At 53.7% G+C, this 17,198-nt stretch carries 24 protein-coding genes; 19 read left to right on the top strand and 5 right to left on the bottom strand.

The features are described from left to right. Positions 1-54 precede the first annotated feature (54 nt). The 6 genes from V5N12_RS16605 (at position 55) to V5N12_RS16580 (ending at position 3,498) form a co-directional block, all read left to right on the top strand. On the top strand, positions 55-243 hold the full coding sequence (locus tag V5N12_RS16605; RefSeq protein WP_332900346.1) for a hypothetical protein: 189 nt from the start codon (positions 55-57) through the stop codon (positions 241-243). Positions 244-345: 102 nt separating this feature from the next. Then, a complete protein-coding gene (locus V5N12_RS16600) occupies positions 346-726 on the top strand; it encodes a hypothetical protein (protein ID WP_332900345.1) in 381 nt (126 codons plus the stop codon). A 93-nt stretch (positions 727-819) separates the two neighbouring features. Continuing rightward, on the top strand, positions 820-1,242 hold the full coding sequence (locus V5N12_RS16595) for a hypothetical protein (RefSeq protein WP_332900344.1): 423 nt from the start codon (positions 820-822) through the stop codon (positions 1,240-1,242). Positions 1,243-1,344: 102 nt separating this feature from the next. Further along, positions 1,345-1,836 carry a hypothetical protein gene (locus V5N12_RS16590; protein WP_332900436.1) on the top strand — a complete coding sequence of 164 codons (492 nt, stop codon included), beginning with the start codon at positions 1,345-1,347 and terminating at the stop codon, positions 1,834-1,836. Positions 1,837-2,112: 276 nt separating this feature from the next. Further along, positions 2,113-2,871 carry a hypothetical protein gene (locus V5N12_RS16585; protein ID WP_332900343.1) on the top strand — a complete coding sequence of 253 codons (759 nt, stop codon included), beginning with the start codon at positions 2,113-2,115 and terminating at the stop codon, positions 2,869-2,871. Next, a complete protein-coding gene (locus V5N12_RS16580) occupies positions 2,872-3,498 on the top strand; it encodes a hypothetical protein (RefSeq protein WP_332900342.1) in 627 nt (208 codons plus the stop codon). A gap of 5 nt (positions 3,499-3,503) precedes the next feature. Here the strand turns inward: V5N12_RS16580 and V5N12_RS16575 are convergent, their stop codons facing one another. After that, on the bottom strand, positions 3,504-3,908 hold the full coding sequence (locus tag V5N12_RS16575; RefSeq protein ID WP_332900341.1) for a hypothetical protein: 405 nt from the start codon (positions 3,906-3,908) through the stop codon (positions 3,504-3,506). Between the two features lie 218 nt (positions 3,909-4,126). Here V5N12_RS16575 and V5N12_RS16570 point away from each other — a divergent pair, with 218 nt between their 5' ends. Together V5N12_RS16570 and V5N12_RS16565 are read left to right on the top strand one after the other, a co-directional pair. Next, positions 4,127-4,492 carry a DUF7568 family protein gene (locus V5N12_RS16570; RefSeq protein WP_332900340.1) on the top strand — a complete coding sequence of 122 codons (366 nt, stop codon included), beginning with the start codon at positions 4,127-4,129 and terminating at the stop codon, positions 4,490-4,492. 75 nt (positions 4,493-4,567) lie between these two features. Then, complete coding sequence (locus V5N12_RS16565; RefSeq protein WP_332900339.1) at positions 4,568-4,963, top strand: DUF7567 family protein; 396 nt, start codon at positions 4,568-4,570, stop codon at positions 4,961-4,963. Positions 4,964-5,079: 116 nt separating this feature from the next. Here V5N12_RS16565 and V5N12_RS16560 read toward each other — a convergent pair whose 3' ends face one another. After that, entirely contained in the window at positions 5,080-6,270 is a 1,191-nt protein-coding gene (locus V5N12_RS16560; RefSeq protein ID WP_332900338.1) for a cation:proton antiporter, read from the bottom strand. 8 nt (positions 6,271-6,278) lie between these two features. Beyond that, on the bottom strand, positions 6,279-6,779 hold the full coding sequence (locus V5N12_RS16555) for a cation:proton antiporter regulatory subunit (protein ID WP_332900337.1): 501 nt from the start codon (positions 6,777-6,779) through the stop codon (positions 6,279-6,281). 460 nt (positions 6,780-7,239) lie between these two features. Here V5N12_RS16555 and V5N12_RS16550 point away from each other — a divergent pair, with 460 nt between their 5' ends. From V5N12_RS16550 to V5N12_RS16515, 8 genes are all read left to right on the top strand, one after another. Beyond that, positions 7,240-7,473: a hypothetical protein gene (locus V5N12_RS16550; RefSeq protein WP_254544631.1), complete on the top strand. Its 234-nt coding sequence runs from the start codon at positions 7,240-7,242 to the stop codon at positions 7,471-7,473. Positions 7,474-7,534: 61 nt separating this feature from the next. Further along, a complete protein-coding gene (locus tag V5N12_RS16545; protein WP_332900336.1) occupies positions 7,535-9,169 on the top strand; it encodes a potassium channel family protein in 1,635 nt (544 codons plus the stop codon). A gap of 129 nt (positions 9,170-9,298) precedes the next feature. Then, on the top strand, positions 9,299-10,123 hold the full coding sequence (locus V5N12_RS16540) for a CPBP family intramembrane glutamic endopeptidase (RefSeq protein ID WP_332900335.1): 825 nt from the start codon (positions 9,299-9,301) through the stop codon (positions 10,121-10,123). A 646-nt stretch (positions 10,124-10,769) separates the two neighbouring features. Continuing rightward, positions 10,770-11,174: a DUF6166 domain-containing protein gene (locus V5N12_RS16535; RefSeq protein WP_332900334.1), complete on the top strand. Its 405-nt coding sequence runs from the start codon at positions 10,770-10,772 to the stop codon at positions 11,172-11,174. 17 nt (positions 11,175-11,191) lie between these two features. Beyond that, entirely contained in the window at positions 11,192-11,470 is a 279-nt protein-coding gene (locus tag V5N12_RS16530) for a DUF7389 domain-containing protein (RefSeq protein WP_332900333.1), read from the top strand. A gap of 49 nt (positions 11,471-11,519) precedes the next feature. Beyond that, positions 11,520-11,741 carry a hypothetical protein gene (locus V5N12_RS16525; RefSeq protein ID WP_332900332.1) on the top strand — a complete coding sequence of 74 codons (222 nt, stop codon included), beginning with the start codon at positions 11,520-11,522 and terminating at the stop codon, positions 11,739-11,741. Positions 11,742-11,796: 55 nt separating this feature from the next. After that, a complete protein-coding gene (locus V5N12_RS16520) occupies positions 11,797-12,096 on the top strand; it encodes a hypothetical protein (protein ID WP_332900331.1) in 300 nt (99 codons plus the stop codon). 205 nt (positions 12,097-12,301) lie between these two features. Continuing rightward, the gene (locus V5N12_RS16515) at positions 12,302-12,628 is read left to right on the top strand and encodes a hypothetical protein (protein WP_332900330.1); all 327 of its coding nucleotides are present in this window, start codon (positions 12,302-12,304) and stop codon (positions 12,626-12,628) included. A gap of 489 nt (positions 12,629-13,117) precedes the next feature. Here V5N12_RS16515 and V5N12_RS16510 read toward each other — a convergent pair whose 3' ends face one another. Continuing rightward, positions 13,118-13,642: a hypothetical protein gene (locus tag V5N12_RS16510; RefSeq protein WP_332900329.1), complete on the bottom strand. Its 525-nt coding sequence runs from the start codon at positions 13,640-13,642 to the stop codon at positions 13,118-13,120. A 177-nt stretch (positions 13,643-13,819) separates the two neighbouring features. Between V5N12_RS16510 and V5N12_RS16505 the strand changes: the two genes are divergently transcribed. The 3 genes from V5N12_RS16505 to V5N12_RS16495 all read left to right on the top strand — a co-directional run bounded on the left by V5N12_RS16505 (position 13,820) and on the right by V5N12_RS16495 (position 15,468). Next, positions 13,820-14,335 carry an HPP family protein gene (locus tag V5N12_RS16505; RefSeq protein ID WP_332900328.1) on the top strand — a complete coding sequence of 172 codons (516 nt, stop codon included), beginning with the start codon at positions 13,820-13,822 and terminating at the stop codon, positions 14,333-14,335. Between the two features lie 116 nt (positions 14,336-14,451). Next, a complete protein-coding gene (locus V5N12_RS16500) occupies positions 14,452-14,889 on the top strand; it encodes a universal stress protein (RefSeq protein WP_332900327.1) in 438 nt (145 codons plus the stop codon). Positions 14,890-15,021: 132 nt separating this feature from the next. Then, a complete protein-coding gene (locus V5N12_RS16495) occupies positions 15,022-15,468 on the top strand; it encodes a universal stress protein (RefSeq protein ID WP_332900326.1) in 447 nt (148 codons plus the stop codon). A 56-nt stretch (positions 15,469-15,524) separates the two neighbouring features. Here V5N12_RS16495 and V5N12_RS16490 read toward each other — a convergent pair whose 3' ends face one another. Further along, positions 15,525-16,862, bottom strand: a complete 1,338-nt coding sequence (locus V5N12_RS16490) for an MFS transporter (RefSeq protein WP_332900325.1) — start codon at positions 16,860-16,862, stop codon at positions 15,525-15,527. Between the last annotated feature and the right edge of the window lie 336 nt (positions 16,863-17,198).

Raw genomic sequence — 17,198 nt, 5'->3', positions numbered from 1 at the left:
ACCTCAACGACCTCGGCTCATTTTTCTGCGCCGGGAGTCGGTGAGGCGCGCATTATGGACCCACGAGACACACCTGGATATCGACTGCATCGCGCTCTGAGTAACCTCAACAGCATCGATATCGAGCAACTGGATGCCCCCGACCGAAAACGAATCGCTGAAGCGACGACGCTTCTGAAACAGGTGGGACTACTCACCCGACCCGGTGCTTCGGAAGAAGCTGACGCCACTATCGACTCCTGAGGATATCCACAGCCGCGAAACAGCGATCCCGCGTCTCTCCAAGCCGGGTTTGTCACCCCCAAAAGAGGTGCGAGGGCAGGAAAACGCCCTTGAGTACAACCAATGGCAACACTCCAAGCTGCGACGACGTCGACCGGCGCAATCGTATCGAATCCTCGGGCAGTCCGCGAGCTCTGCGAGAACCACTGCTTCGGGACGCTCAATTGGGAGGTCACTGAAGAAGGCGAACTCACCATTTGGGGTTACGATGATTTCGAGATCTACGAAGCCTTAGAGAACGGGCTTCCGGACTACGATGGCGGCATCGTGACCCACGAGTTCCTCCGGACGCTTGCCGACTATCTCGAGTCAGACGAAGAACTCGACATCCAGACAGCTGGGTTCACGAAATGTCGCTTCCCGGTCCTGGCGAAGCGGTACGTCGTTCGCGACGGAGAGGTCTTCCACGCGGACCTCAGGCCCCTCGAGCCGATTGAGCGGTAGCTGTCGTTCAGCCACTCGTAGGACAACCTGCTTCGAGGCAGCTGCTGTTTTTCGAGGGCTGGAAGGACTGAGCCCTCATGGGCTCATGATTCCATGACTGAGGAACTAGCCGACGATCCGTTCCACGATTGCGAGTTGGACCCCGGCGCGGTTCTCGGGACACAGACCTTCGAAGACGTCCTATTCACAGACGACACAGAGACGCCAGTGAACGTGCTGACCGGCCAGACACCAGCGCATTCGAAAGCAACTGTCGAGGAGGCGAAGGCGTTCGCAGCGAGTATCGACACCGACACGCCACAGATCGCGCTCCCTGCCTCGGTCGAGACACAAATCGAAACCCAGAGCAAGCCCTACACCGCAGCTGCGTTCTTCCACTTCAAGGCGACTGGTTCACTCAAACTCCATCGAGCCTATCAGGCCGCCTCCGAATCGGACGCGTTTACCGTCGACTTCGAGGCCGATTACGAGTCGGGGGATCTGACAATCACCGTCGAGCGGGTGGAGGATTCCTGAAATCGGGAGTATCGAGTTCGTTTTTGAGCGCCGGCGATGGGTGCCGGCGCAGTCCGGAGCGCGAGAAAATGCCCGGAACGTCGGCGCAACAAGGGATCTGAGATGCATATGGTCATTTACACCCTGGTAGATGCATCGACACACGACGACGCGTTAGCCACCGGAAAGACGGTGTTCGACCGACTGGTCGGCGCGGACCCGCACGCCGGCGCCGTCTTTGACTACTACGTGACTTTCGAGGAGGAGGACACGTCCGTTGCGGGCAAAGCGCGGTGGGGCGAGCTTCCGACTGCGGTTCCTGTCGACTCCGACGACGGCCAGGACCTGCTCGAGCGTGGGTGGGAGGCGACGAAAGAAGAGTTCGAGCGCAATCTCGAACGCGTGAAGGAAGCCATCGAGGAGCTCTCCGACGAAGAGATCATGCGCGATGAGGACCTCGCTCGGCACGCGTTCCACCAAGTCGGTGCCTACGACGGGCCGTCGGTGTTTCTGTACGACCAGCACGCGACCGGTATCCGGCATCGCGAGCACCTGGATCGGCTCCTCGAAGAGAGTGAGGACCTCTGGATCGTCCCCGCCGACGTTCATTATTGACGAATTAATAAGAGTGCAGTAACCTCTCCGTTTTCTCAGAGTAGGTGTGACTTCCGTTGTCAACGACAGCAATTGTACGTAATTCGTAGACAACATCACAGATGCCGATAGATATCGGGATTATCCTATTCACTGGTCTATTTTCTATTCTTAGACCCATGCTTCAAACGAGTTTTAGTTATGCTAACAGTCATCTACCTAGGCATCCTTACCAAATAATATTTTAAACATCAAAATAGAAATTATTATATATTTAAATTTTTAATATTATATTGTATGGACATTACAACAAGACGAAGCGTTCTCGCAGGATTGGGTCTAGCCATTGGGAGTAACACAGTTGGAAAGTTGCCACTGGTACTTCAGGCGGGGGCAAGTGAGAACCTCCTCATCAAAAATATTGAATTTGTTAAACTAGAGATGCGAGCAGATGACAAAGCGTATCAGGGTAGACTCTTGTCAACATGTACTGATTTTCCGCAAGTTCAGCCGCTGCATGGAAATGTTGAGGATTCGCAAACTCTCGTGATATCCTCGTACGATTCTGCGTCTCAACAACTCCAACACGCAGATGTAGTTCTTGAAACGACAACTGGAATCGAGGCTGTTTCCCGTAACAAAGTTATTCGAAATCTCCCAGTCCTCCCACTAAATCCAGCCTATCACACCCAATTAGATGAGATCGACGCTCCGCCAGTTTCAATCAAGTATGCTGGAGCCGACATTGAGCTGTCGGTGGACGGCGACACTAAGCGTATTCCTGCCGGAGAAAGTGCTCAAACTACTCGTACAGACTTGGGAGTTGAAGCACATGTGCGTAACTACGGTCAGAAAACCATTCTTGCGCATCCGTCTCAAACGCTATTCCCAAAAACGCCCACCTCAATTAAATCATTAGACATTATGAAGAAGAACTTCACCGACGAATCTGTCTCCACCTCAGTCACTGGAAGCGCGACACACAGGTCACTCGAAATTACAGAGTATCCAGACCAAAACGTCTACGGGATTCAAGTAGTTAACGGAGGTAAATAAATGACCAATTTACTCGTGCTCCCGACTCAAGAGTATAAAAATGACGGATACTCAAGCGGGCAACTGTCGGATGTGGCAACCCATATCGAAACGAACTGGAACAGCTACATTAAGGATTCCACAGGAAAATACCAGATGTTCGCCACGTCCGATTATTCCTCTCCAGTTGTACTCAACTCACCATCTGATATTAGTGATGCAAGGAGGCAAGCTGTGGATTATATGGACACCAATTATCAATCTGAGTTGCACACGTACGATGCTATACTCGTAAGAGATTCCCGTAATTTCCCCGGTGCTACTGCCGGACTTGCTCCGGGCGGTGGACCAACGCCATTTGATTCGCGTATATGGTTTGCTGCAGGTAGCATTGATGCAGATGATTGTGTAGCGTATAGCTCATTCACACTTTCTGCAGACTTAGAAACTCATGAGGTAGGTCATTTATACGGTGGCCGACATCCTCGACATGAAATTTGGGGGGTCGCTGAACACACTGTTATGGGGAACCGAGGGAACGAGACTTGCTCGGGTGGAACCAGCGACTATAGAACCCGTCGAGGTGATTTCCATAGTTGTTCAGTAACCGACATCCGGTATTATATGGATTATTGGGGTTTAGACTAAGCACATTATGAGAATATTTTACGCATGCTGATCTCATTTTCTGAGAGGAATATTTCGATATAACACCCACTATCACCTTGCCGGCAGGCCGTAAATGTATCTGTTTCTTTCAATCCAAGATTTGTTTCAACAATAAACGTATACTCAATACCTCTTTCAAGAATTCCGTCAAACCGTTCATCTTCTTCTGGAGAGATAATCAATTGCTCTTCAAAAATTGGAGCATCATTACCGGACTTAGAGGGAGTAATTTTGATATTTGCCGTAATGCTCTTATCAGTTCCGTTAACAACGATTAATCGAGCGTATTCGTCGTCGTTTGTAGAGGAAGTGAATTGGGAAACACACCCGGAACTAATTGCAATAAGTCCGGCAGTAGATCCAAGGAATGTGCGACGGGATAATTCCATATATTATTTTTTGAATTTATCACAACATGAACTTTTTGGTCATCTATTCAAATATCGTAATTTTCAGGTATTAGTGGGGAGAGTGTCTCGGTTGAGGTGATGGAACTGGTAGTGTTGTTATTATTTCTGATGTCAAAAATTACGAACGAGACTCGGAGATAAAGCCGTACTCCCTTTACCAGAACTCTCCGGATCGTGCCCGCCGACGTCCACTTCTGATGCCTCGAATCACCAACTGGACACGAGAGAGTCGCACCCCGTCGCTCGCGTATCGAAACACCGAGACTGGAGCCCGAGCCGTTCTCCATCGTGCACCGGGCTCCTACCGGTACAAGTGGCGGGCAGCAATCCTCGTCGACGGCTTCCCGGTCTGGTCGCGTGGCTTCGAGACGAAGCAGGCGACAGTCCTTCGAGACGCTCTTCGAGACAGACCACTCCCCGAGTTGAGCTGCCCTGAGTGCCCGAACGACGACGTTCTCGTCGGTGAGAAGGCAGCTGACGGAGCGAAGGTACAGCGATGGTTCGACTGTCCCGACTGTGGCTACGAAGCTCGCTCGAAGATCGTCTACGGCGCTGAACGCTGAGGTCACAAGACGTCCAGCGAGAGGGTTTTTCTGGGGCAGGAGGGGTGGCCCGAGTCACACGGGCCAGATCCACAAATGAGTCTGGACGTCATCGACCGCTACAGCGAAGCACTGTTCGAGTTCCTCTGGTGTCCGGTCTGCGGGCACGAGGTGTTCAGCCACATCCCCTTCGAGGGCGTGTTCTGCAAGCACTGCAACACGCAGGTGGAACTCCAAGAGTCGCAAGAGGATCGTGGCTACGAGGAGGCCGTGCTCGTCTGCTTCGATACTGCCACGACCTGGAATCTCCACGTCGACGAGAAACTGCGCCGCGACCTGCCTGATGGGTCGGCGCGGGTGAAGATTCTCGGCGCACCGGGCGCTTACAAGGTCGACTGGCGGAGTCCAAAACCGGACGAGGACTGGGAACCTGTCGAGCGCGGCGAGTTCGACGACGTTGACGAGTCCGAGGAGGCCTCACACTTGGCGTAATGATTTTACATCAGATACCACCTCTGAGCAATTCTCAGACCCAGCAGATGTCCTAATTCTTCTGGTGCAGGAGAGGGTGTCATGAGGAGGTGACCGTGGACTTCGATATAGAATCCTTATGGAGAGATGCCAAGCACGGAAGATATGGTATCCTCATACTCAATCAACAGTGTTCCAAGAAGACTCATCACAAGGACGTATCCAACAGCGAATGCAGGAACTGTGTTCCTAATCACGGGAATTGCACTCGTACTCGCTAGCGTCGCGATGATGAGTGAGAACTCGCCACGAGCAACTAATCCCATTCCGACACGGGTTGATCGGAGGGTGCTCAGCCCATACACTCTTCCGCTCGCATAGCCACTGATCAGTTTCGTTCCAGTTGTCAGAATGACGGCAACGAGTAACAGAAGCGCTACACCAGCGACCACTCGGAGGTCGGTAGACAACCCAATTGAGAAGAAGAACACTGCTGCGAAAATATCTCGAAGTGGCGTAACGAGATGTTCGATTCGTTCGATGAGGTCAGTTTCACTGAAGGCAGTGCCGACAAAGAAGGCAGCCACCGCTTCGCTCACACCAATCGAGAGGGCGATTGCACCAATCAGCACTGCAACCCCGACGATACGAAGGACAAACAATTCGTCCGGCCCGACGTCGAAGATCCGTTCGATGTAGTCTGTTCCGAGATAGGCAACAGCGGCAAGCGCGGCCAAGAAGACGAACGCCTGGACGACCGTCATCGTTGCTTCAGCGAATGTCCCCCCACCCAGCACAAGTGCAGAAACAACCGCGAGATAGACGGCGATGACAATGTCCTCAACAACGAGCGTGCTCAGAATAACGTCACTCTCGGGGTTCGCGAGCCACCCAGCATCTGTAAGCGACTTTGTTATAATCGCGCTCGACGAGATGTAGACAATTCCCGTGATAAGGATGATACCGGTCACTCCAAAGCCGAACACGTACCCGATGAGGACCCCCATGATCCCATTGAGAACGAGATCGAGCCCTCCGAGCTTTGCGAGCCGGGTCTTATTTGCGACCAATGTTCCCACATTAAACTCCAATCCCAAGAAGAACAGGAGGAGAATAATCCCCAGTTCGCCAACAGTGCTGACGAATTCGCTATTCCCGACCAGTCGAAGCGAGATGCCGCCGATCTCTGTTGGGACGTACGGCCCAACGAGGATGCCAGCGGCGATGTAGCCAGGGATGACTGACTGCCGGAACCGGTGGGCGAGCGCCCCAACGAGAGCAAGCGTAATGAGCGCGATACCGACCTCTAAGAGTAGTGCTCCAGCCATGAGAGAAATTAGTTCGATGTCTCTGTAGACCCAGTCTTGATCAGGGATTCGAACGATTTCTGTTCGGGCCGAGTTCCGATAACAACGAGGATATCACCTGGCTGGAGAACGGTGTCCGCTTTCGGGCTAGCTAGGGTATCATCTCCTCGTTGGATGGCAGCAACGGTTGCGCCAGTCTTCTGGCGGAGCTGTGCTGCCTGGATGGTCTCGCCGGTGAGTGGAGAGTCATCGGGGATTTCGACCCACTCCATGATTGCGTTTCCGAGTGGCATATCGACATCATCGAGATCGAGCGGTTGGAAGTCTACACCCTGAAGTGCAGTTACAATCTCTCGCGACACACCAGCCGGGAACTCGAAGAGTTTCTCAGCATCGGCATCTGGGTGATCACGACGGAAAATCTCTCGTTTGCCATCGTGGTGGACGACGACTACGAATCGTTCAGTATCGCCAGTTTCTACCTCATAGCGTTTTCCGACGCCCGGAACATCCGCTTCGTAAATGACCATGCTCGGACGAAGACGGGTGAATTCTATAAACCCCGCTATTCTTCTTGAGAAAGAGGCGTGAGGTGAATTTCGCCCGGAAACGGTCACGGAGGGTTTGAGTGATAACCTCCATCGGTGTCCCAAAAGACCCATAAGAACCTAGATGACGAGAGAGATATGGTTGATTGGAAGAAATACTATCAGCGCTTTAGGAACAATACCCTCCTCTTTTCCGATGTAGATCTCGTATGTCCTGGCTGTGGTGCGAAGGTGGACCCCCCGGCTAGAGAATTGTGAGGAATGTGGCCGCCAGCTCCTGTAACCCTGAGAAGAGTAGGGTTTCCTCAGTTCTATTGTGTGGTCTCGATTCACTGAATCCAAATCAGAGAGTTCAGATCCCGTTTGTGAAGTTATTCTTGCGAGTGGACGGACTGCCGAGATTCTCTTATACCGAACCCACGAACTCTAATAGAGAGCGTCGATGGAGGAAGTAACTGATACAAAAACATACGAATGGGCTGATGAGGTCGTCGTCGAGGTCATGGGAACTGACGAACAGGGTGAGTTCGCGATTGTCTCGTATCACTTCGCCTTCGAGGATATCCAGAACGCTACCATTCGCTTACAAGGTGAGATAGAACCCGAACACGAGTCCCACATCGTAGCCGCGCTTTCCGATGCGGGATATACACTCACTACGTCGCTCGAAGAGTAAGAGCCACTGAAGGCTATCCTTCTCCACATGGTTTAGTGTGGTTGAGTGACTCTGCTCAGTTATGGATAAGTGGCAGCGACGAACCGTCTATTATTCGGTTCTCTTGACTGGGCTCATTCTCGTGTACGCTGTCCTCTATCATCACGGGATGCGTATCTATGAAGGAGAGAGTCTCTCATTCCTTCACTCGTTACAGGTCGTCGTTGAGACGTTCACGACTACTGGCTTCGGATCGGATGCCCCATGGCAGAGTCCGGAAATGAACGCGTTCGTCATCGTGATGGACCTCACAGGCGTGGCCTTGATTTTCATGGCGCTTCCCGTATTGGTGTTTCCTCTCCTGGAAGATGTGCTCTCAACAACTGTTCCGAAATCGATCGAGAACGGACTCTCTGACCACGTCGTGATCTGTTCGTTTACTCCTCGAACCGATGCCCTCATCGCTGAACTCGAATCATGGGATGTAGAGTACGTCATCGTTGAGCCAGACCGGGAGCGAGCAACAGATCTCTACGAGAGCGAGTACAAGATTATCCACGAGGATCCAGAGTCAGTCGACGGACTCGAACAAGCAGGGCTTCCTGAAGCGCGGGCACTCGTCGCTGACGTCTCCGATCAAGTCGATGCGAGCATCGTCTTGACGGCCCAGGAAGTCGCTGAGGAAATACCAATTGTCAGCGTCGTCGAAGAACCGAATCGTACGGCCTATCACCGGCTCGCCGGTGCTGATGAGGTTCTTTCACCACGCCCACTTCTTGGCAAGAGCCTCGCCTCGAAAGTCACAACCTCGGTGACCAGCGATTTGAATGGGTCAATCGAAATCGGGGGAGACATCGAAATCGCTGAACTGCCGATTCATCGTGGTAGTCGATTAATCGGGACGACGTTAGCCGAGAGCGGCATTCGAGAGCGAGCCGGTGTCAACGTTATCGGAGCCTGGTTCCGAGGTGAATTTGAGAGTCCACCTTCGCCAACGGCGACGCTTACGAACGGGACCGTACTGCTCGTCACCGGTCGTGAGGACCAGCTCGAGCGATTGAAAGATCTCACGCTCTCAGAGATCAGACGGTTTGACCACGGCGAGACGATTGTAGTGGGATATGGACAAGTCGGTCGGACGATTACTGATGCGCTTTCCGAAGCGAATCTCCCGTACACAGTCGTTGATCAGACGGAGATGGAGGATGTTGACGTTGTCGGGGATGCGACTGACCCCGAGACACTAAAAGAAGCGGAGATCAGTGATGCTCGGTCGGTGATTTTGACGCTACCTGACGACACAGCGTCTGAGTTCGCCACACTCGTGATTCGTGACCTCAGTCCACAGACGGAGGTCATCGCTCGCGTTGAAGAGGCCCAGAGTATCCAGAAGATGTATCGCGCCGGCGCAGACTACGTGTTATCACTAGCGACTGTGAGCGGTCGAATGATCGCCTCAACCATCCTCGAAGACGAGGACGTACTTTCGCTGGATCAGCAAGTCGAAGTGATCCGTACCCCCGCACCAAAGCTGACCGGACAGACTCTCGGAGAGGCATTAGTCCGCTCAAAGACAGGGTGTACGGTCGTTGGCGTTGAACGTAATGATGAGGTGATTACGGATGTTGGCCCCGAGTTCCGTATCGAATCGGACGACGAGCTCATTATCGCTGGGACGGATACCGGTATTCAGAAATTCAACGAGCTGATGAGTTGATTCAGGCACTGCCACATTCAGAGTATCATGCATCCATATTTGCGCGAATATCTTCGTCGCCTTCGACTCCTCGCATGGAACGAGACCGAGCAACGACCACGTTCGGTTGTTCGAGTCTATCTCTTCTGGATGGTCTATGCAGTCGTCTCCCTCTCAATCCCGGCGCTTATCGATCCGTCTGGAACGGGACTCTTGCGAACTGCTGGGCTCCGCTTGCTGTTGGTACTCTGTACGGTCGGGCTGCTGTTTGCGGCGGCTCTGTTTCTCGATAAGAGACCAGTTTACCGCTTTGGTCTGCGAATTGATCGGTACTGGTTGACAGATAGTGTTGTTGGTGCTCTAATCGGGAGTGCAATTCCAACAGCTGCCGTACTCCTAGGACTTTCTGTGGGATGGCTCGCAGTTCACGAATCTACGTTCACCTTGACGGCCAGTACGTTAGCTAATATTGGATTAGCGATCGTGGTCACTGTCTGTATCGCACTTGTTGAAGAGCTCGTCTATCGAGGGTATATCCTGACGAACGCCATCGAGGGCCTTGACCTGCGATGGGTCTCTTCGCCAGTTACGATTGCTTCAGCATGGGGAATCTCGGCATTCCTGTTTGCAGTAGTGCATCCGGCACCGACACTCCTCGTCGGGTTTCACTACCTTGGGGCGGGATTATTACTGGGTCTTGCGTATCTGATAACAGGGCAACTTGCACTCTCGGTCGGTATTCACGCGGGATTCAATTTCGTATCAGGATACGTCTTCCCCCTCGATCGAGACCCATCTGTCTCCATCGCTCCCTTGGCCGTCCAGGGGCCAGAGTGGCTGATCGGACAAGCAGGAGTTCTCCAAACAGGGTTCCAGATTTCAGCGGCCATCTTTGTCGTCTTCTATGGCTGGTGGCGGTCAGGAAGCCTCGGAATCAGTCCGGCAATCAAGGGTAAAATCAGAGATAAATCGTAGAGATCTGAATTGCCGTAGGAAGAGTCACACGGAGGAGCGATCCACCGAACCCGAGGCTGATAAAGCCCATCAGCACAGCAAATTGCGACTTCTCATCCTCAAAGCCGACGAGAAAGTGATAGAGGAGTAATGAGCTCGAACTTTGGACGATAAACAGCCCAATAAGCGCGCTTCCAATAACGAAGAAGGGATCCGAGTTAAGCGAAAGAAAGGCGAATGGAGTGCTAAACCAGCCTAATAGAGTCCCAATGATACCCGTGGTGATATAGAGGGCAAATCAGCTTCCAATAATGAGAGCTCCTCGCATTCCAATGTGGGTAGAAACCTTGAGACATCTCTCAAGCAGGGTAGCTATTACGACGATTCTCGATTGAGACGAAGCCATCTGTAGTAGGATAGTATCTCGACGAGACGAACTACAAGTCCAATGGTTATACCAGCTGTTGCGGGCTCCCAGTCTGCCCATAAACCAGAGTTGGGCTTGTAGTTCGCCCATGCCAATCCAACGAACGGCGATACCGGCTACGAGAGAGAGCGAGACAGTTGACCGTCGTTCCGTTGACCATCTAGTTTAGTGACTGTGAGCAGTTTTTCACCCCCGAGAAGGGGTGCGGGGTGCTCAAACGAGCATCCCACGAACAAAACGATGAGTGGAATCACCGACCGGCACTCGCACGAACAGAGAGACGCCTCAGATAACGGTGACGTCGTCTACGTCGGCTACCGTCGCCGAGGCCGCGTCATCGTCGAGAAACAGCCCGACCAAGAACAGCTCACGCCTAATCGGAGTCTCAAGTTGGCGAACCACAGTCCGAGTGGATTCGAGGTTGGATACTGTGGTAGCGGTCCAGCCCAACTCGCGCTCGCGCTTCTGCTCGATCACACCGACGATGAGGAAGTGGCACTGGCGGAGTACATGTCCTTCAAGACCGAGGTGGTGAGCCAGCTGGAGTGTTCAGGATCCGACGGCTGCTGGCGACTCACCGGACACGAGATAGATGCAGCTCTTCGTGAGACAGTCGACGAACCAGTCGCACCGTCTGTCAACTAACAGTCAGAGAGCAATCCATGACAGAACCCACCCAGCAGTCCCGTACGAACGTAGAATCGACCGAGAACAGTGAGCGACAGGCACCAACTGAGTACGTCGAACGAAGCGATGTCGGCGTCTCACTCACTGTGAAGCTCAAACGTGGAACCGGCACCAGAGATCAGGACGAGGTAATCGCGAAAGCGAAAGGTAAGACGCTCGAGGACGCCCGAGAGGACATGGAAACCCTTCGGAAGTACATTCACGACCTCGCCGAAGACGCCCGCCAGATCCAACCGGGGGAAGACGACGAGTAGCGAGCAGGTGCGGTCTATTTCGCCTCTGTAAGAGCGGAGGCGATCATCAGTGAGCAACTCAGAAGAGCAAGAACGAGATTCGAACGGGCTGTCGCCAGCACAGCGACTCGAACCGCCAAACTCGCGCCTCATCAACGCAGGGATCGTGACGATTCACGATATGGAGACGCTGCGAGCGTGCGTTGCCTATGAGAACGCCCACGGGCAACGCGTCCAAATTCTTCGCCGGCTCGATGACCGAGCCAGCGAGCTTCGGTCAGAAGACACCTAAATGGACGCTCGCGGGCTGTTTGTCGGCGCCGTCAGGGGTGGAGGCTTCGAAATAGATGAGCGACCGACCCGAGATTGAGATTCAGCGACAGACTGCGTTCAGTGAGAACGGCCAGCTCGAACTGGCCGAGACGAGCGTCGAGACCTCGCTCGAGGACTTCGGTGCAGACGTCGATCATCGCGACCAAGACTTGCGGCTCGATCGCCCCGAGGCTAGTGAGTTCGGCGTCGACGACCGGCCAGAAGCAACGCAGTCCTCAACAGGAAATCAGTCGACGCTCTTTGCGGATACTGACGCCGACCAACAGACGCTCACAGGTGACGAGGCAGTCATGCAGTGCCTTTTCGGAGATTGACCAACACGTAGCCCCAGTTTCTACTTTCGTTGGTTGATACTAGCGAGGTCTATCTTGCCCCAGAGAGCCCTGCGGACGACGGAGTCCCGCAGAAGACTCCTCATGGCCACTCACGACAGCGCAGACCCAGTTAGCAACAGTACTACAGAGACACACTCTGACGCCCGGCAAGCAGCGTACGTGGCGTTCCTCCATCGGGTTCCGTTTGACGGACCTTGATCATCGGTACTTCCGCGAAGCATTCACGCTCGACGGCCGGCTCTACGCGGCCGCTGCTCGCAGCTCACCGGGAACGTGGAGCGGTGAGAATGGTGCTGATGCGATACTGGTCGAGTCGACAGACACCGGCGAGACGTTCGAGACGGTCCCGTATCCGGGTTCGCCAGAGGAAGTAATCCTCGCGTGGACGGCCGTTGACGGGACCGTATTGGCTGGCACGAACGATAGCCGCCTCATCAGCCGCGATTCGGATGGGGCATGGATCGATGCAGGACAGGTACCAGCTGGGATTCGATCACTCTCGATCTGTTAGTCTTACCAAATTACCACGTGGTTTTCTAGTGAAAAGGAAGAACTACCTTCTGTAGTTATTCTCGTACAACGCAGCTTGCTGTTCAATATATCGGCGTGGCCATTCATCGATGTGAACTCGTAGACGTTCGAGAGACGCACCCAACACTGAGCCAGCCGCCGACCGGATGCTATCAAGACTCCTGAGAACGTTCCGGTAGGTCGTGGATTTTCGTCGATCGGTTACTTCATCTTCTTGGGTCATGCCCGCTTCTTGGTTGAGAAGGAGTGTTAAATATCACGGAGACTTGCTTATCAGACCGCATTTGAACTGAACTCAGCTCTTCACGATCTTGCCGATACGATTTGTCGACTAAGACCGCTTCAGGGCACTCGAATCGGTGATAGAGACTGATAAAGTAGGGCCGGTGGGAGTGCAGAGTTACCTCTTTGATGGGATTCTGCTATCCTCATTGACTGGCCTGAGATATATCCTCTGAAAATGCCTCGATCAAATCTCAAACGATTGTTCGTCAATCGGTCTGGACGAGTCGCCGAATTTGGGACCATAGCGACGGCGAACAGCTTGGACACCAGCCATGAGTAGGACAGTGATGGATGCAACAACTAATGACTGGATAGTTGGAAGCGCTCCAATTGCTGCGGTAAACGCCGCTACATATGCCATCGGCTGGTGGGTGTTCAGGCGATAGTAAATCCCGGTTGTAACGGCAAACGTAACTAGCGCGCTCCCAACCACGCGGAGACCCGGTTCAGACATAGGTTCAACAGTCGTGGGTGCAATCCCCTTTGCAATCGCTGTGTAGGTAAGCCAACCGACTACTAGTGCGGCGATGAAACTGATAGCGACCATTGTCGGTGCGTTATCCGAACTGTGGGCATCGAGAACGAGGAGATAGGCAGCGGGGCCGAGGGCGGGGAGAATCGCCCAGTACCCCGAGACGAAGGCGATCCCAGCGATCACTAAGAGCAACAGTGTTCCGTGCCCGCCGGCCCATAGCACGCGATCGTTCATATTGTGACTGTATTTTATCTCGATAGTGGAGTGTGTTACGGCTTCCTTTTCTACCGAGAGACTGGCTCCGCATCGAACTAGACGAGGTTCTCGTATCAGAGCGAATGGGTTGGTGATGAGGTCGGCAATCCTTATCCAAGATTCTTACCTGCCCTCCACTCGTTTCCAGAGACACTCATGCAACGACCGTCGATAGGTATCGATGTAAGTACGTACATTGCATTCCACTTCGCTATTCTCGGGGTTCTCTCATGGTTTACCGGGCTTGGATTTCTACTTCCGAGTCTAGGCCCCTCGATATTTCTCTTTGCGACGCTGCCTGACGATGATATGAACTATCCACAGCGAATTATCGGAGGACAGTCCATTGGCGCAATTTCGGCGATTATCGCGTTCCAGCTTCTCGTCGGTCATCCTATCGTCGGGGACCCGATTCCACCGCGGTCTCTCCTTGGGCTCCGCCAGGTTCTCTCGACGTTTCTGGCTGCTATTCTCACGACCGCTGGTATGTTCGCCACCGATTGGGTGCATCCACCAGCGTACGCGACGACGCTCATCATCGCGCTCGGATTCATTAACGATCTCACGGCCGCTATTGTGTTCTTCGTGGCTGTGTTGATCGTCGCTGGGACTCACGAACTATTCGGAAAGCGACTTCCTATTTGGGATCTCCCTTACCAGCGCGAATCGTGAACAGCGGGTCTCTTCCGGGGTGTTGGAGATAATGCTTCGGTGCTTGAATTAGCAGTTGGCGAGTGGGTGCTGACTCGTCAAAGGTGTTTTCGACGTCTGCAACGAACGACTACCGCATGCACGAACGAGTCTTACTCCCGACGGATGGAAGCGAAACAGCCGACAGGGCAGTCGAACAAGCGATAGACCTCGCGAATAAGTATGATGCAGCCTTTCACGCTCTATACGTCGTTGACGAAACAGAACCAGTATTGAACGTCCGTGGCTCGGATGCGTCGTTTGACCGCCTCGAAGAAGAAGGCGAAGACGTAGTTGATGATGCGACCGACCGAGCACAACAGGCGTCTATCTCGTCTGTTACCGGGACTGTTCAGCGAGGTGAACCAGCGGAGACGATTCTTGAGTACGTCGACGCCAACAATATTGATATCATCGTTATGGGGACGCACGGTCGAAGTGGGCTTGACCGACATCTCCTGGGAAGCGTCGCCGAGAAAGTCGTTCGGCATGCCGCTGCGTCTGTACTCACTGTGCGAAAGGATGCTGGTGAGTGACTACAGCTGGGATTAGTTGGCGGCAACCATTTTCGTTCCTGTACTCATCGATTGGCGCTGGTCGGTTCGCGGTAGTTGTGACCAACGTTATACCGTTTCATCAACTACTCGTCTCTAGGGACAACTCAGAGAATGTTCGACCGAATCCTCATCCCGACAGATGGTAGTGATCCAGCCCGACCCGCGGTTGAGATGGCAGTTGGGCTTGCGGAAACGCATGGGGCAATGCTTCACGTACTTTATATTGTTGACCAACCCACGACTGTCTCCGGCATGGGGGAGGGCTTCTCTGGCCTTGATGATCTCTTAGATGCACTTGAGGAGCGAGGCCACCAAGCAACGAAAGCGATCGTGGAACAGGCCAGAGAACGGGGTATCGAGACGACGGCTGCTGTTCGTCGAGGGAACCCCCATGATGATATTCTCAGCTACGCAGAAGACAACGATATCGATGTCATCGTCATGGGGACCCACGGACGCACTGGGGTCAAACGAGCCCTCCTTGGGAGCGTAACCGAAAACGTTGTGCGTCACTCCGAGATCCCAGTGTTAACTGTCCATCGAGACCCTGAAGAGTAAGATACGGACTCCAATAGTATCGACCTCCCTTTGTGAGGTGGATGGATGGGGAGCGTTTAGTGGAGAGCAGCTTCGTCAGCAGTCTCTTCGGGCTCCGAGATCAGCCATTTGAGGGCGGCTGCAACGATGACACAGAGCCCACTTAAGACGACGAAGACGGCAAACCCTCGCGCGTATCCGATGTGGCCGTAAATATCAACGAAGAGCCCCATCAGTGGGAGGATAACGAGGGTGCCACCGCCCCCGATACCACTGATCCAGCCAGAGGCCCCACCAACGGCCTCGGGAACGAACGTCGGTACCAGCTCGAATACGGCCGCGTTGGCGAATCCCATCCCTGTTCCGAGGATCATCATGCCGAGGATTGCCGGCCAGAATCCAGTAAAGAAGGTCATGATTGCACCGCCGATAGCCATCACACCGAAGCTAATGATGGCAACGAGTTCGCCGCCGAATCTGTCGCTGATACTGCCTGCGGGAACTCGGATTAGAGACCCGTAGACGATGAAGATACCTGCCAGCAGGCCAGCTGTTGTGAGAGTGAGTTCGTGGAACTCTGCCCAGTAAGTGGGGAACCAGGCTGACAGGGACGTGAACCCGCCGCCGAAGGACACAGTATACAGGAAGACGAGGACCCACGTTCGGCGGTTTCTCGCGGATGTCTTCAGCGAGTCCCACGTGCCCCCCGACGGGAAGATGTCTTGTCCCAGTTCGTCAGCGATTTCTTGTGATTCCTCCGGCGTTTTACCCTTTTTGCGGAGCTGGAAGTAGTACGGATCGACCGCGTACACGGCGTAGATTGCGGTAATGACCAGCAGGAACACTAGCCAGGTCGAGTAGGCCATGGTCAGTCCCCAGATACCGATGAGGACGGGGAGGACGTAGACGACCATCCCCGGACCGATGTTGCCGACGCCGGCGAACGCGCCGAGTGCGAATCCCTGTTTATCGCTAGGATACCAGTAGGATGTTTGGGTGATTCCGGCCGAGAACGTCGCACCGCCTGCACCCGCCAAGAATCCGAAAAACACCAGGACAGGGTAGAGACTCATGTCGAAGTTCTCCGGGTAGGTCAAGAATAGTGTGATCACTAGCCCTGCCGTCCCGATGATCGTTGAGACCATGAGGATGAGAAGCGGCTTCCGTCCGCCGACTTCGTCCACCCATGCACCGAAGGGAATCCGAAGAATCGCTTTACTGAGGTGTGGGGAACCCAGTAGGAGCCCGTGGAGCACGCCGGCGAGTGCCAAGTGTTCTTCTAGTATGGGCCCTGCAGCACCGTAGAAGACGATGGTGGTGAGGCCCGCGTAGAAGACCAGCGTGGACATGATCAGGCCACGTTTTGGCGTCCCTGTAACGTCGTGTTCGTCCGCGAGTTGTCCCGTTTCAGTCATTACTCAGTAGTGGTTGTCGGTCGTCTACGATATGCGCCTACATCTTCATCAACGCCTTTGGCTATGCGGTATTGCGTCCGCTGTCTACTCCGGGAACTTGTCGTAGTCATCTTCGTACAGTTTATGTCCCGCCGACGGCCCCTTGTCTTTGTCGAATTATATTTTGAGTGTCAATTTGTTATAACCCGAAATCTGCATTCTTAGTTCCTCGTAGGTAGTGCTGAACTAACGTTGGTTGATGGGTTATCAGATAAATTATCTCTCGTCAGTTGACGGGGTAAAACACAGTCAACTGACGTGCGATACCCGCCTCCTGAGCCAAGAGCGCCCTCTTTA

The sequence above is a fragment of the Haladaptatus sp. CMSO5 genome, assembly GCF_036689885.1.
In the GTDB taxonomy this organism is placed as follows: Archaea; Halobacteriota; Halobacteria; order Halobacteriales; family Halococcaceae; genus QDMS2.
Note: the sequence above shows the minus strand (reverse complement) of the source record. Positions and strands in the feature narration are given on the sequence as shown.